The organism is Marinomonas sp. 15G6-16 (assembly GCF_055809555.1).
The window spans coordinates 1,211,852-1,225,685 of the sequence record NZ_CM147916.1; the positions used below are offsets into that span (position 1 = coordinate 1,211,852).

The window sequence follows — 13,834 nt, forward strand, 5'->3', positions numbered from 1 at the left end:
AAATAATTGAGGCGATCCCTTTTTGAACGAAGTACCCTTAGGTATTCTTGGTGGAATACTTTTTTGTCTTATCTTACTTTCCGCTTTCTTTTCGAGCTCTGAAACAGGAATGCTGTCGATTAATAAATATCGCCTGAAGCATCTCGTTAAAAGCAAGAACCGATCTGCAATCAAGGTAAACACCCTTCTTGAACGCCCTGATAGACTCATTGGCGTTATTTTAATTGGTAACAACTTTGTCAACATTCTAGCTTCCGCAATAGCAACCATTATTGCTGTTCGCTTATGGGGCGATGCCGGTGTAGCAATAGCCACAGCGGCACTTACTATGATCGTATTGATTTTTGCCGAAGTTACGCCGAAAACATTAGCCGCTATCCACCCAGAAAAAATTGCCTTCCCAGCCTCTTGGGTGCTTGCCATTTTATTAAAAGCACTCTACCCACTTGTATGGTTAGTTAATGGCTTATCTAATGGCCTGTTACGCTTAATTGGCGTTCACGCCTCTCAAAACAAACAAGACACATTGGATTCCGAAGAATTAAGAACGGTTGTAAACGAAGCCAGTGGGCTGATTCCTGCTGCCCACCAAGAAATGTTAATTTCCATTCTTGACCTGGAAAAAGTTTCTGTTGAAGACATTATGATTCCTCGAAACGAAGTTGTCGGCATAGACATTGAAGACTCAATCGAAGAGATCATCGAACAAATTTGCCAAAGCAGACACACCCGAATGCCTGTCTACAACGGCGAGATCAATAAAATCATTGGTATTCTTCACGCACGACACGCTGCAATGTTCTTGCGCGACCCCACACCATCCAAAGCCGCATTATTAAAGGCAACACTTGAACCGTATTTCATCCCTGAAAGCACCTCTCTAAACACAGTGCTTCTCAACTTCCAAAAAGACCATCAACAAATGGGCGTAGTGGTGGATGAGTATGGTGATGTCCAAGGTATTGCCGCTCTAGAAGACGTACTAGAAGAAATCGTTGGCGAGTTCACTCCACCAACTCAGGATGAAGAAGAAGAGATACAAACGCTAGACGATGGCTCCTTCCGAATAGAAGGCTCCACTCACATCCGCGAGATCAACAAAACACTCGACTGGCACCTGCCTACTGATGGCCCCAAAACACTAAACGGCCTAATCATAGAAACATTGGAATTCATCCCAGAACACCCTATCAGTTTATGGGTTGGCCACTATATGATTGAAATCCAAGAGATCGAAGACAAAGTTGTGAAATACGCTAAGCTCCAACTAAAGCGATAAGGAAACATAATGAGATTTTGTTCCCAGTGCGGCCACTCAGTCAACATGACGATACCGGCCGGAGACAACCGAATGCGGGCAATGTGCCCAAGTTGCGGGAACATCGATTATGACAACCCAAATCTTATTACAGGCACCATTCCTCTTTATGAGGGAAAAGTTCTGTTGTGCCGACGCAATATTGAGCCTCGTCTAGGGTTTTGGACTTTACCAGCTGGCTTCATGGAAAACCAAGAAACCACCAGCGAAGGCGCACTAAGAGAAACCCTAGAAGAAAGCGGTTCAGTCGCTAAATGCTTACAACTCTTTAGCATGATAAGCATCCCTCATATCAATCAGATTCACCTGTTCTATTTAGCCGAATTAGAAAAAGACGACTTCCATCCGACAGAAGAAAGCTCGGAAGTAGCACTGTTTGAATTAAAAGACATCCCTTGGAATGAGCTTGCGTTTAGCAGCGTTAGCAAAACATTAAAGCTCTTTATTCAAGACCATGAAGCTGGGCACTATGGTTTTCATGACGACGTCATTCTAGTCGATCAGCTTTGTTCAAAGTAAGAAGCAAACATCCCCTACCAAAGCGCAATTTGTTCCTGAGAGTCTGGCAATAACAAAGCTGGCTGATAATCAGGGACAAGCAAATTTACCTTTTCATCCAGTCTTGCAGCTAATGTTGGCGCAGCAATATTATCGGACGAGTGAACAAACACAAACGGCTGTAATCCTTCTTTCAACCATTGAGACAATTTTAGCGCCCATTGATCTAGCCAGACCTCATTTAACGATAAGTCTGGATGACCAATAAAACGCACAACTGGATGTTGAGCGGTAGCAACTGGGTGGCAAGGCACCCTTGGCTTCTTTTTCTGAGCATCAACCAAACTTTCACAATAGGCTGGCGTGGAAAAAATAGGCCTTGAGTCCATCACTACTCGATTAACACCTGCATTCGACAACCCTGCAAGTAGCCCCTTCTCAACCACTCCTTTATCAAAGAACGACAAATGCCGAACCTCAACAGATAAAGGCGTCTCTAGCTTCCACAAATCACACAGAGACAATATCTTTTCCAGCGATTCTCCGGCATAAGACGAAGGAAATTGAAGCATAGTAGGGCCTAGCTTTGACTGCAAAGGTACAAGCGATTCCATAAAGCTCAACCAATCTGCAACAACCTCTTCCCAAGAACGCTCATTTAAACGATGAGTTATCTCTTGAGACACTTTAAAACAAAAGCGAAAGTTGTCACTCACCATTTCATACCAACGCTGCAACTGAGCCTGATCGACTTTTGTGTAAAAAGTACTACCGACTTCAACGGTGGAAAAAACGTCTGAATAGCGCCCTATTCTTTCAGAGGCAGGAAGCGAACTTGGATAAAGCCAGTTTGTCCACGCAGGGTGCTGCCACTGCGCCATGCCATAATGAATTCTCACGACTCTATAGATCGATATTCAATCGCCTCAATAAAATATACTTTCTCTCCTGCTGCAAGACGAATGGCCACCTCATCCCCTTCTTGCTTCTTTAGTAAAGCTCGAGCCACAGGCGAATCAATACTAATGTAGCTAGCATGATGATCTAACTCATCAGGACCAACAATACGATATTCTTTAATTTCGCCACTTTCGTCTTCTAAGGTTACCCATGCACCAAAGAACACTCGACTTTGATCACTCGGAAAACGATCAACGACCGTACAGGCATCTAGACGTTTCTCAAGATAGCGTACTCGCCTATCTATCTCACGTAGCTGCTTCTTGCCGTAAATGTACTCAGCATTTTCAGAGCGGTCGCCTTGCGCAGCCGCCTCTCGCACTGTTTCAGTAACCGCCGGACGCTTCTCTTTCCACAAATACTTCAGTTCAGCCAACAGAGCCTGAGCACCTTCTTGGGTAATATAAGCTGATTTTGGGGAGGATGGTGGACGATAGCGACTCATTAGCAACAACCTAAAAAAATAGTTTTTTAATCGAAAGAAAAGCAGCTTTCTTGAAAAACAAAAATGCCGCCAAGCAATGATAATCACTTGGCGGCATTTTGAAAGCAAAGAGCCTAGATATTACGACTCTTGCTTGTGAAGATGAACATCCATTTGAGGGTAAGGAATACCAACACCACGCTCATCAAATGCATATTTCACTTTTTCTAATACATCTGCACGAACAGTCCAATAATCTGCCGCATTCACCCAAGGGCGCACAACAAAGTTAACAGAACTGTCAGCCAATTCAGATACTGCAATAGTGCATGCAGGGTCTTTTAAAATACGTTCATCAGCAGCGATAATTTCTTCCATGATTTGCTTAGCCAAACGAATATCTGCATCGTAACTAATACCAATAACCAAGTCTACACGACGAGTTGCTTCACGAGAGAAGTTAACAATTGAGCCACCCATTACCGCTGAGTTCGGAATAATCACAACACGATTATCTGTTGTTTTTAAATAAGTGTGGAACAATTCAATACGATCTACCGTACCCATTTGACCAGCGCCATCGATAAAATCGCCACTTTTGAAAGGGCGTAAGATAATAATCAACACACCAGACGCGAAGTTAGATAGTGAGCCTTGCAATGCCAAGCCAACCGCTAAACCTGCGGCACCAAGAATCGCGATAAAAGAAGTAGTTTCAACGCCAACTTGACCTAATGCCATTAAAGTAATCGCAGCAAACATCAAGGCATAAAGAATACTTGACGTAAAACCCGCCACTGCTTTATCAACAGAAGACTTCAACATGCGGTTTTCACACCACTTAGCTACTTTAGAAGCGACAAATTTACCAATAAAGAATATAACTAAACCAAAAAACAGGTTAATTAACCCTTCAGTAATAAGTGGCAACCACTTGGCACCTTGATCCAGTAGATCTTGCATATCATTCATACTATTAACTCCTTCACTATATAAAACATATTAGGCTACATAAGACACTTTATGGCGCCACTCATCCAACAATTCCTGTAGCTGCGATTTTGCCTCATCATCAAAAGCCAAACACTTTCGATTGTGCAATAAATGCGTACGTTTTACACAATATTCATCGATAAATAAACAGCTTTTTCGTAACTTTTCTAATTCCTCATCCCCTCTCAAAGCCATGCCTATAAAAGCATGCCACTCATGCTCTAGCAGCTCACCCTTTATTGCCTTCGCTAAAAACTCAATACAATCTTGGGGCGAAAAAATATAATAAGGTAGTTTTGTAGGGCGTTTTACATAAAACAAAACAAGCCCCAACAAGAGCAAGCACAAAAGAACGGCTGAGACGATAAGCTGAACAATCATCGGGAAAAGGAATAAGAACTCAAGCTTTTCTGAGCTCGCAATAAATGCTCGGCATTATCGGCTTCGCATTTTGCCATTTCATTACGGAATTTCTTTTTCGCCTCTTTAGGCAACAAATTCCATTGCTCATGGGTTGGAATATGCATCGTACTTTCAGTCACTATATAAAAAGCTGAAATGTCTTCATGATCAGATAAATCAACGCCCAACTGATCTAGAAGGTTTTTAATTCTAATACTGGCTTCAATCCATCCCATCTCATCTGTATTAGCTACTTTCAATAAAACTTCAATACTATCAATTCTCTTCTGACGCTCAGCAATGATCCGAGCTTCACCATCAAGGATGCGCTGCTTACGCATTTTATTAAGTTTAAGCTGACGAAAAATAAACCAAAGTGACACCGCCATGATACTGACAGCTATAAAAAGAAAAACAAAGAACACTGTTAAAGACATAGTAAATTCTACTCACAACCAATATATCAAGCGGTTAAATCCACCTAATTTTATAAAACAACAAACTTACCCCTTTATTACAGCGAATACTCAGGCTGTAATAAAGCATATAAGTCATCATATAGAGCCGGTGATGACACCAATAACGAGTCACCATTGATCGCTTCTGGCCAATCATTCTGAGGTACAGAATAACGCCCAACTTTTGCACCAGCTTCCTGTGCAATAAGAGCTCCTGCCGCCATATCCCAAGGCTTTACCGTCTCAAAGTACGCATCTAAACGACCCGCTGCGACCCAACATAAATCCAACGCAGCAGAACCATTACGTCGCACATCCTGACAAGCATGCAAAATACGCGAAACACGTTCAAGTATCGGTTTCAAAGCATCTTTTTGATAAGGAAAACCTGTTGCAACCAGCGAGTTACGCAATACTGAATTACCAGACACACTCAGCAACTCATCATTGCAATACGCACCATGAGACTTTCTAGCCCAATAACATTCATTAAGAAATGGGGCATTCACCACACCAACAACTCGCTCTCCATTTAAATACAAGCCAATTGAAACAGCGACATGTGCATGACCATGAGCAAAATTCACTGTGCCATCAATCGGGTCAATTACCCAAACAGGTGTATTGCTGGAGGTGAATTGAAGATCCGGTGAAGACTCCTCAGATAAAATAAGATGTTCTGGATAACGCGTTGCAATACTCGAACATAAAAACTGATCAATCGCTAAATCCGTACTCGTCACGAGTTCGTGATCACTTTTATAATCACGAACAAACGCCGCTTTATTTCTCGCCTCAATCATCATTTCGCCAGCGCTTACAGCAAGCGACTTAGCAAAATTTAACCATTCGATATCAGAACCACTGATCATAAGATCCACCCAGCTTTTTTAAGTTAAGCCAATCTTTCATTAAGCCAGACTGAAATATCGTCAACCTGTTCAGGGCACACCGAATGAGGCATTGGATAAGATTGATAGGAGACACTGAAGCCTTTTGAGACTAATAAATCCCTCGCTTGTGTACCTAAAACAGGCGCAACAATCGGGTCTTGCGATCCATGGTGAATTAAGATCGGAGTTTGGCCATTAATACATTCTGCTGATTCAGGCACAGCATCACCATTTACCAGGTAAGTCGATAAGGCAAGTACACCTGCCAGTGTGTGTTTTGTGCGTAACATTGCTTGATAAGCAATAACACCGCCCTGAGAAAAGCCTGCAACAATGATACGATCAGCCGAAATACCCTGTTTAATCTGATCTTCAATCAAGGTTTCAATCTGCTGATAAGATTCATCGATATTAGCCATATCCACCTTGCGCTCTAGTGTCATTTCATAAATGTCATACCAAGCGCGCATTTCCATACCACCATTAATGGTTACTGGACGCTTAGGGGCATGAGGAAACACAAATCGCACACCAAGATCTGGCAATAAAGACAAAGCAGGCGCTAAAGACTCAAAGTCATGACCATCCGATCCAAGGCCATGCAACCAAATAATCGCGGCATCAGGTTGAGGGTTGGTTTCTACGATGACAGAAGGCAATAAATCAGTCATTCTTTCTCTCTCCAAAAAAATAGGCTATGTCAATCGCCATAGCCTATCACAATGAAGTTTCTCTCTCGATATATCTAGGGAAGATGAGAATAAGTCTTCTGAGCTTCAGTCTTATCAGAGAAACGGTCTATCAAGGCAAGAGTGAGCAGGAATGTTAATACCTTTCAATCACTCTTAACGCAGAGAGGCCGTTTCTCTGAAAGACCCGAAGGGCGTGAGCTAAACGCTTTTTATTCTTCGTTAAGCTTCTTGCCAATATATTCATATTGGACTGCGAAGCTTGCCTCGAGTAATAAAGATTTATCCACACGCTGAAGCCAGTGGACTTGTTAACACCTTCCCTAGACACTAATGCTCAGTTGGATAGCGCGTCTTAATCACTTCTTGAGCCTCACTTAAAGTAAAAAGCACATCGGCTTGGTCTGGCATAACAGCCAATAAATGGCGAGTAAGGCGCTCGTAATATTGCATGAACCGCTTCAACTCAGCTTCAGACATGACTTTTAAATCAATTGTATCCAGTAAAATGCCATGAATATCGTGAAGATGGCTTTCCAGCATGCGTTCCTGCTTATTGCGCCAGTTATATACCACGTCGTAATGAGGCGCCTGCATCCAAACCATTAAATCAATTTTAGAAAACAACTCTTTATAATCTTGTTTCAAACGCTGGTTCATCGTTTTTCGCCATAAACCATCCGTATCCAATTCTTCTTCAAGTGAATTAATTGGATGATTTAGCCCCTCTTTCATCGGAGGAGCACCCACGCACCAACCTTCAAACAACACAACATCAACTGGCCCCTGAACCTCTTGCCACAAATGAACCGCTTTACGATCATCGATCGACTTATCAAAACAAGGCAGTCGCATCACCTCTCCTTCTTTAAGGTTCTTTAAACGCTCAAAAAGAATCATGGCTAGCTCAATATCATGGGTACCTGGCACACCTCGGACGGAAAACAGATTTGTTGTTTTATTAGCGAACTTAAGTCGATCATATCGAGTGCTGTATAAATCATCCAAACTCAAAACCACACAATTCAAGTCAAACCCTTTGTGCAAAACTCGACGAACAACACTACAAAAAGTCGTTTTACCACAACCTTGCGCACCTCCAACACCAACAAACAAAGTACCTTGCCCTGCACTGGCTTTTTTATTAATCCAACTCGAAAAAGGTAAATACAAACTATCAAGTAAATCTACTAAGGAAGAATCGGCATATAAAGAAGACAAAGTTTGCTCAACTTCAAAGCGCAGTCGATGAGACAAAGAGTCAGGCTGACTCATATGGACGTAATTATATTTATTATGCTGCTTAAACATTTGAACACCTCCCATAGAAGTTATTCTAATGAGTATAGTCAGCCGTACGAAAAATGATCAATATTTACACTGCACATCAAAATTCAAAATTCAATTGCAGCGGTTTTGGAGGGGAAAGCCTATAACCAACACCAATTAAGCGCACTGGACGTAGAGACCGAGAGCAAGCCTGCGCAAGCAAAGAAAAAAAGATTTCATCGGTTAATTTGCTTTTAATCGGCTGCTCTATTGTCGTTTGCTTAAAGTCATCAAACTTCAATTTTAAATAGTACTTACTTAACTGAGAATCAACGCCTTTACCCATCATCCGCCTTTTTAACTCAGCCAACAACATAGGTAGAACATCTCGACATGCTTTCATATCCGACAAATCTTTATCAAAAGTGCGCTCGACTGAAATGCTTTTTCTTTCTCTAGAAACCACAACAGGGCGTTCATCTACTCCCAAAGCAAGCTGAGACAATCGAAACGCCATACTGCCGAATGTTTTCTGTAACACAGAAAATTCCTGCTTTTGTAAATCTGCACAAGTATACACACCAAGCCCAGCAAGCTTTTCTTGTGCCACTCGCCCAATTCCAGAAATAAACTTCACAGGGGTCTCTGACACAAACTCAAACTGCTTCTCCGGCGAAACAACCGTTAAGCCATTTGGTTTTTCCCAGTCAGAAGCGACTTTGGCAATAAATTTGTTAGTGGCAACACCAGCAGAAACAGTGATTCCAACCTCTTCAAAAATCCGGGCTCGGACCTTTTCGGCTATTCGAGTCGCACTACCTTGAAAATGCTCTGAGTCCGTCACATCAAGATAAGCTTCGTCTAAGGATAAGGGCTCAATAATATGAGTAAACTCACGAAAGATGGCCTGCATTTGCTGCGAAGCTTCTCGGTATTTCGCCATATTTCCAGGAATAACAAGCAATGAAGGGCAAAGTCGCTTAGCTACAGAGGTGGGCATCGCCGATCGAACACCGTAAACACGGGCAGCATAATTTGCCGTCGCCAAAACACTACGACGATCCACTGGCCCACCAATAGCAATGGGAATATCTCGCAAACTAGGATCATCACGCATTTCGATCGCCGCGTAAAAGCAGTCAGCATCTATATGGATAATTTTTCGGGACATTGGCATTGCAACACCAAGAACAACTGTATAAAAAAACAGTATACACCCATTAGTCTGGTAATTTACATAGCCAATAAAAGTAAACAAACCTTCTCATTAACACCTTATTAATACAGAAGATTGTTAGCTAATGTTAAAAAAAACTCCTTCAAATGATTTTTTTTGTGCCGAAAGCCAATAAAAGCACCTTTTTACACGAGCAAACATGGACGCTGGAGCGTAAAATGGTTTACATTTTATTGAGCAAATTAAAGATATTGAAAAGCAAAGGTATTTTTAGAATAATTTATTTATGATGAATACCTGTATAGTCACATTTGCAGCAAGGACTTCCATTTAAAGGGCACACAATGACACTATCACTACGAATTTTATTAATAACCATGGGTGCAATCATCCTTGCCGGCTGCCAAAACCTAAACCAGCAAGGCTCAACTGGAGAATGTACTTCTGTTGCACCTTGTAATGGCAATACAGTTGGTAATTTTGGCACCACAACTACTGCTAATACTTACAATACGCCAACCACACAAAATGGTGCAGCAAACGCAAACAACACTATTGCTGTTATCAAGCAAGAACCAATTGTCGTAACAGCGACAGGCTACGCGGCTTTAACAACCAACAAGCGTTTATCTAAATCTCAAGCTCGCATAATGACACTTCGTAGCTCTATGCTGGATGCCTATAGAAACCTATCAGAGCGAGTTTATGGTTTGAAAATCGATGGCTCTAGCTCCTTAAGCAACATGGTTATTCAAAATGATGAATTAAGAACGTATGTAGACGCTTATCTCGTAGGTGCAAAAGTAGTCTCTCAACGTGAACATGAAGATGGTACATTTGAAACCGTAGTCGAAATGGCACTGCAAGAAAACTTCCGTCAATGTGTGACTTCCTCCCAAGGCATCAATACGGACCCTAATTGCCAAGTCACTCCAGGCTACCGAGCAATTAATGTGGAAAGTTCTCCGCCAACAACAAACTTCTACAGCATTGATTAACGGTATTGATCTTGAAGCATGCTCTGTTTGTTACATTAGGTCTCTTAATCTCCATTAACATTTTTGCGGAAACTGTTGATGTTGCAGGTGAGGCCATCATCTATAATGATGACATTGCCGATGCAAGATACAGAGCCACTCAACAAGCCATAAAACAAGCCGTTCTTGAATCAGGCTCTCGAGTAAATGTAAAAGATGAACTCAATAATGGAGAACTCGAATCCAATATAGAAATTCGAAGCTCTGGCCATGTTCAACGGGCACGCATTTTGTCCGAAGAGATTAATGGAGACTTTTTATCTCTTATTGCGCGTATAGAAGTTACTCCTGATTCACAGTGCAGCAGCGGCCCAACAAGTTATTATAGAAAAACAGTAGGCGTCACAGGATTTGAATTACAGAATCCACAGCAAGCAAGACTGGGCGAACTCAGCAACATCGCAAGAGAACTCCCAAAGCACCTCGCTGACGAAATCAACAAACAAGGTTACGTTAGAGCAATTACAGCAACTAACATCGCCATTTACCCTGATCTTATCAACGCCCCTTCTTCAACCAACTTCGATGGCTCTCTCACAAACGTTACTAGGATAAGCGAACAACTGGGTGTTCAGTATATTGTTAGTGGCGTTATCAGAGACATCAGTGAAGTCTACCTCAGACAGCCAAACAATAAAGACGCAAAAGACCTTTTAGATGAAGATATAGATAAAGAAAGAAACTTTGTGGTCGATATTTATATATACGATGGTTTCAGCGGCGCCCTACTTTTTGAACATAGATACAATGAAATAGGTAATTGGGATATTTCAGACCACGCCAGAATAGGTTTTGGTAGTGCAAAATTCTGGACAGTTCATTATGGTAGAGTCGTACAACAAGCATTAAAAGAAAGCGCATTAGACACTAGCGAACAATTGCGATGCCAGCCATTCATGGCCAATATTTTTCGTACAGAAGGCAATAGAATACATATAGCGGCCGGCTCATTATCAGGCATAAAGCAAGGCGACACATTTAATGTCTATCGTCGCTATGAAGTATTCAACCAAAGACAGTCGACGCAAACTCAGCTGAACAATGCCAACATCAGTGTTACAATCAAACAAGTTCAGCCTAATTTTTCAATTGGTGAACTCGTTGTCGACGCTCACATATTAAACGTACAACAACAGGATGTAGTTATTGCTTGGTAGATTACACCCCCTTGCATAACACGAATTAATAACCCATATTTTTAGGACAAAACCAATGAACAACGAATTATTACAGCACTTAGAACAACGCATAAATGCAGCTGTAGCTGAAATAAGCTCTTTGAGAACAAAAATTTCCGAGCTAGAAATGCAAAACTATGAACTTGCGGAAGAGAAAAATGAGCTTCAAAACACTTTAACACAAACAAAAGAACAGCAATCTAACTGGGAATCCTCCCTATCTCAGATGCTAAACAAACTAAATCAAATAGATAACGGACAATAAACAATGAAGTCACTTGCGCTTGCGGTTTTAATGTTAGTCAGTATCAACGCCTTCGCAGAGGGACAAATTGCGACACTTATAAATTATGAGTCCACCGCTGCTCGCCCAGCCAATCAAGACGACAACAACGTCACATCTATTGTAAATACCTCAATAGAATACACACTTCCTGTTAACGTTTCTTTTTATGGAGGCTTTTCCTTCGTACTCGGCGAAAAATTTGAGAGTGGTGTTACTTTTGGCTCGAGATATTACAGCTCAACACCTCTTTTTCAAGCATTCACTGGTGTCCCCGTTTGGTCATACATTGGCGGCGGTATATCCTTCCTTGAAGACTCAGTATACTACCCAGAAGCAGGTTTTCGCATAGCCCTATCCAATGCCTCTAGAGTAGATGTATATATGAAAATCCTGAACAGCTCCAATGACACGTATGACAATCACGTAATGATTGGCGCAGGACTGACATTCTAGACATCATGAAAATAGCACTCTACTTTATGACCGCTCTATCCATACCTGCGTTGTATTTTTGGTGGCAAAGCAATCAAAGCGTACTCATCACCCTACCAAGTGATTCTCAGCTAAATGAAATGGTTGGCTTACATAACACCCCAACCATTCCACTAACAACAACGCAAAACTGAGCCTTGTGTTTTATGGACCAACTTATAGAAAAACTTGAAGCGCGCATTAACCAGCTAACTCAACAGCTAGAAAATGCCAACGAAGAAATACTAAAGCTAAAGGAAGAATATCAAAGCCCCGTTGAATGCAGCGCCTCAATGGATCTATTACAACACATGACAGACCGACAACCAGAAGATCAAGTACAGCTTTATATAAAAGACTCTCTTGGTTTATTGGAAGGCGACTCTCCAAACCAACAACCTAAGAACGCAAAGCCAGTTGAATATCAGCTGAATTTTGACTTATTGCACGAGCATGCTGATATGAATACCGAAAATACTACAACCACGACAGAACAGATTAATGATATGAGCACACAACAGCCTGAGTCTCAAAACTCACCAGAAGACACAACAACAAATGAAAGCCACATAAGCACACCAAAGGCTAATGACGCTTCAGCAGAGACAGTAACGTTGACGCCAGAGCAAAAGAAGCGCCAAAAAAACCAAAAGAACAATCGCCGCCTGATAAAGATGCTTGAAGATCGCTATCCAAAAGCATTCGACTGGAATCAGCCAAAGCCTCTTAAAGTCGGTATAGACCAAGACATGGTTTTAGACGACGACTTTAACGCTAGCAAACAAAAGCGCGCCTTGGCTGCATACACTCGCTCAGACAGATACAAAAAATGCTTACTATCAGGTCAACCAAGAGTTGATCTAGAAGGCGTTGCTGTTAATAACGAGCCAGCCTTGCCAGAATCAATGATTCCAGCAAAAACCAAAGCAACCAACACCAGAACAACTAATAGACCGACCCGCGAAAAAGGCACACAACAGCCGAGAAAGCCCAAACCAAAAAATCAAACCAGGGCTAAGCAGAACAACAAAACCACAAACACACCTCGCCAAGATGATGTTTATGACAACCTTTCTCCAGAAGAGCGTATGAAAGCAAAACTGGAAAAATTACTAAATAAATCATAAAAATTTGTTTACATATCTTAGCGCGGCATATAATATATGCCGCGCTGCTGTGGAGGGGTTCCCGAGTGGCCAAAGGGAGCAGATTGTAAATCTGCCACGAAAGTTTCGGTGGTTCGAATCCACCTCCCTCCACCATTTCTACTTTCCTTGTAGAAACAATCACTTATCGCACTACATCCAAGATAAAAAACCTTCCAATTAAAAATAATCTTACATCACACAAACCACTTACACGCAATATAAGCTACCACTCACACCAAAAACACATCCACATCACTCAGGCACTATCACGCCCATAAAACCCACACAAGACACAACCAACCCAACCCAGAACAACACCCATCAAAAAACCAAACACACGCCAGCAACACCACACCAAACTCTGCACAAGCAATTACAAGCAGCAAACTTCAAGACAAACAAATATCGATAGCAGATAGCAGATAGCAGATAGCAGATAGCAGATAGCAGATAGCAGATAGCAGATAGCAGATAGCAGATAGCAGATAGCAGATAGCAGAAATTAAAATTTAGTGAAAAAATTGCAAAAAGAAAAAGAAGGAATTACTAAGAATGGTGGGTCGTACTGGATTCGAACCAGTGACCAATTGATTAAAAGTCAACTGCTCTACCAACTGAGCTAACGACCCGCTC

Annotated in this window: 17 protein-coding genes and 2 tRNA genes; 9 read left to right on the forward strand and 10 right to left on the reverse strand. The window is 41.7% G+C overall.

Annotation, left to right across the window (positions count from 1 at the left end; all coding sequences use genetic code 11):
- The first annotated feature begins 22 nt into the window (after nucleotides 1-22).
- Both AC0L46_RS05830 and AC0L46_RS05835 read left to right on the forward strand, forming a co-directional pair.
- On the forward strand, nucleotides 23-1,279 hold the full coding sequence (locus AC0L46_RS05830) for an HlyC/CorC family transporter (RefSeq protein WP_473506471.1): 1,257 nt from the start codon (nucleotides 23-25) through the stop codon (nucleotides 1,277-1,279).
- A 9-nt stretch (nucleotides 1,280-1,288) separates the two neighbouring features.
- Nucleotides 1,289-1,837 carry an NUDIX hydrolase gene (locus AC0L46_RS05835; RefSeq protein ID WP_473506473.1) on the forward strand — a complete coding sequence of 183 codons (549 nt, stop codon included), beginning with the start codon at nucleotides 1,289-1,291 and terminating at the stop codon, nucleotides 1,835-1,837.
- Between the two features lie 14 nt (nucleotides 1,838-1,851).
- On the opposite strand, the gene AC0L46_RS05840 is transcribed toward AC0L46_RS05835, so the two are convergent.
- From AC0L46_RS05840 to dinB, 9 genes are all read right to left on the reverse strand, one after another.
- Entirely contained in the window at nucleotides 1,852-2,697 is an 846-nt protein-coding gene (locus AC0L46_RS05840; RefSeq protein WP_473506475.1) for a DUF72 domain-containing protein, read from the reverse strand.
- Nucleotides 2,698-2,711: 14 nt separating this feature from the next.
- Nucleotides 2,712-3,221 (reverse strand): transcription elongation factor GreB, encoded by a 510-nt coding sequence (greB, locus tag AC0L46_RS05845; protein WP_473506477.1) that lies wholly within the window; start codon nucleotides 3,219-3,221, stop codon nucleotides 2,712-2,714.
- Nucleotides 3,222-3,341: 120 nt separating this feature from the next.
- A complete protein-coding gene (locus AC0L46_RS05850) occupies nucleotides 3,342-4,172 on the reverse strand; it encodes a mechanosensitive ion channel family protein (RefSeq protein ID WP_473506479.1) in 831 nt (276 codons plus the stop codon).
- A 30-nt stretch (nucleotides 4,173-4,202) separates the two neighbouring features.
- Nucleotides 4,203-4,514, reverse strand: a complete 312-nt coding sequence (locus AC0L46_RS05855; protein ID WP_473506481.1) for a hypothetical protein — start codon at nucleotides 4,512-4,514, stop codon at nucleotides 4,203-4,205.
- A 56-nt stretch (nucleotides 4,515-4,570) separates the two neighbouring features.
- Nucleotides 4,571-5,032 carry a DUF2489 domain-containing protein gene (locus tag AC0L46_RS05860; RefSeq protein ID WP_473506483.1) on the reverse strand — a complete coding sequence of 154 codons (462 nt, stop codon included), beginning with the start codon at nucleotides 5,030-5,032 and terminating at the stop codon, nucleotides 4,571-4,573.
- A gap of 77 nt (nucleotides 5,033-5,109) precedes the next feature.
- Entirely contained in the window at nucleotides 5,110-5,925 is an 816-nt protein-coding gene (locus AC0L46_RS05865; RefSeq protein WP_473506485.1) for an inositol monophosphatase family protein, read from the reverse strand.
- A 23-nt stretch (nucleotides 5,926-5,948) separates the two neighbouring features.
- Nucleotides 5,949-6,617, reverse strand: a complete 669-nt coding sequence (locus AC0L46_RS05870; protein ID WP_473506487.1) for an alpha/beta hydrolase — start codon at nucleotides 6,615-6,617, stop codon at nucleotides 5,949-5,951.
- Between the two features lie 348 nt (nucleotides 6,618-6,965).
- On the reverse strand, nucleotides 6,966-7,946 hold the full coding sequence (locus AC0L46_RS05875; RefSeq protein ID WP_473506489.1) for a hypothetical protein: 981 nt from the start codon (nucleotides 7,944-7,946) through the stop codon (nucleotides 6,966-6,968).
- 76 nt (nucleotides 7,947-8,022) lie between these two features.
- Nucleotides 8,023-9,075 (reverse strand): DNA polymerase IV, encoded by a 1,053-nt coding sequence (dinB, locus tag AC0L46_RS05880; RefSeq protein WP_473506491.1) that lies wholly within the window; start codon nucleotides 9,073-9,075, stop codon nucleotides 8,023-8,025.
- A 350-nt stretch (nucleotides 9,076-9,425) separates the two neighbouring features.
- Between dinB and AC0L46_RS05885 the strand changes: the two genes are divergently transcribed.
- The 7 genes from AC0L46_RS05885 to AC0L46_RS05915 all read left to right on the forward strand — a co-directional run bounded on the left by AC0L46_RS05885 (nucleotide 9,426) and on the right by AC0L46_RS05915 (nucleotide 13,315).
- Entirely contained in the window at nucleotides 9,426-10,079 is a 654-nt protein-coding gene (locus tag AC0L46_RS05885; protein ID WP_473506493.1) for an LPP20 family lipoprotein, read from the forward strand.
- An 11-nt stretch (nucleotides 10,080-10,090) separates the two neighbouring features.
- Nucleotides 10,091-11,275 (forward strand): flagellar assembly protein T N-terminal domain-containing protein, encoded by a 1,185-nt coding sequence (locus tag AC0L46_RS05890; RefSeq protein ID WP_473506495.1) that lies wholly within the window; start codon nucleotides 10,091-10,093, stop codon nucleotides 11,273-11,275.
- Nucleotides 11,276-11,330: 55 nt separating this feature from the next.
- On the forward strand, nucleotides 11,331-11,561 hold the full coding sequence (locus AC0L46_RS05895; RefSeq protein WP_473506497.1) for a cell division protein ZapB: 231 nt from the start codon (nucleotides 11,331-11,333) through the stop codon (nucleotides 11,559-11,561).
- A 3-nt stretch (nucleotides 11,562-11,564) separates the two neighbouring features.
- Nucleotides 11,565-12,035: a hypothetical protein gene (locus AC0L46_RS05900; protein WP_473506499.1), complete on the forward strand. Its 471-nt coding sequence runs from the start codon at nucleotides 11,565-11,567 to the stop codon at nucleotides 12,033-12,035.
- A 5-nt stretch (nucleotides 12,036-12,040) separates the two neighbouring features.
- Nucleotides 12,041-12,208, forward strand: coding sequence for a hypothetical protein (locus AC0L46_RS05905; RefSeq protein ID WP_473506501.1), 168 nt, complete (start codon nucleotides 12,041-12,043; stop codon nucleotides 12,206-12,208).
- A gap of 12 nt (nucleotides 12,209-12,220) precedes the next feature.
- On the forward strand, nucleotides 12,221-13,180 hold the full coding sequence (locus AC0L46_RS05910) for a ProQ/FINO family protein (protein WP_473506503.1): 960 nt from the start codon (nucleotides 12,221-12,223) through the stop codon (nucleotides 13,178-13,180).
- A 51-nt stretch (nucleotides 13,181-13,231) separates the two neighbouring features.
- Nucleotides 13,232-13,315 (forward strand) — tRNA-Tyr (locus tag AC0L46_RS05915).
- 439 nt (nucleotides 13,316-13,754) lie between these two features.
- On the opposite strand, the gene AC0L46_RS05920 is transcribed toward AC0L46_RS05915, so the two are convergent.
- A tRNA-Lys gene (locus AC0L46_RS05920) sits at nucleotides 13,755-13,830 on the reverse strand.
- Nucleotides 13,831-13,834: the final 4 nt, after the last annotated feature.

What these genes read in the sequence shown, in the direction of transcription:
- greB (WP_473506477.1), bottom strand. Translation starts at nt 3,221, where the DNA reads ATGAGTCGCTATCGTCCACCATCCTCCCCAAAATCAGCTTATATTACC.
- AC0L46_RS05885 (WP_473506493.1), top strand. Translation starts at nt 9,426, where the DNA reads ATGACACTATCACTACGAATTTTATTAATAACCATGGGTGCAATCATC.
- AC0L46_RS05900 (WP_473506499.1), top strand. Translation starts at nt 11,565, where the DNA reads ATGAAGTCACTTGCGCTTGCGGTTTTAATGTTAGTCAGTATCAACGCC.
- AC0L46_RS05910 (WP_473506503.1), top strand. Translation starts at nt 12,221, where the DNA reads ATGGACCAACTTATAGAAAAACTTGAAGCGCGCATTAACCAGCTAACT.
- dinB (WP_473506491.1), bottom strand. Translation starts at nt 9,075, where the DNA reads ATGTCCCGAAAAATTATCCATATAGATGCTGACTGCTTTTACGCGGCG.
- AC0L46_RS05870 (WP_473506487.1), bottom strand. Translation starts at nt 6,617, where the DNA reads ATGACTGATTTATTGCCTTCTGTCATCGTAGAAACCAACCCTCAACCT.
- AC0L46_RS05875 (WP_473506489.1), bottom strand. Translation starts at nt 7,946, where the DNA reads ATGTTTAAGCAGCATAATAAATATAATTACGTCCATATGAGTCAGCCT.
- AC0L46_RS05895 (WP_473506497.1), top strand. Translation starts at nt 11,331, where the DNA reads ATGAACAACGAATTATTACAGCACTTAGAACAACGCATAAATGCAGCT.
- AC0L46_RS05835 (WP_473506473.1), top strand. Translation starts at nt 1,289, where the DNA reads ATGAGATTTTGTTCCCAGTGCGGCCACTCAGTCAACATGACGATACCG.
- AC0L46_RS05860 (WP_473506483.1), bottom strand. Translation starts at nt 5,032, where the DNA reads ATGTCTTTAACAGTGTTCTTTGTTTTTCTTTTTATAGCTGTCAGTATC.
- AC0L46_RS05905 (WP_473506501.1), top strand. Translation starts at nt 12,041, where the DNA reads ATGAAAATAGCACTCTACTTTATGACCGCTCTATCCATACCTGCGTTG.
- AC0L46_RS05850 (WP_473506479.1), bottom strand. Translation starts at nt 4,172, where the DNA reads ATGAATGATATGCAAGATCTACTGGATCAAGGTGCCAAGTGGTTGCCA.
- AC0L46_RS05840 (WP_473506475.1), bottom strand. Translation starts at nt 2,697, where the DNA reads ATGGCGCAGTGGCAGCACCCTGCGTGGACAAACTGGCTTTATCCAAGT.
- AC0L46_RS05865 (WP_473506485.1), bottom strand. Translation starts at nt 5,925, where the DNA reads ATGATCAGTGGTTCTGATATCGAATGGTTAAATTTTGCTAAGTCGCTT.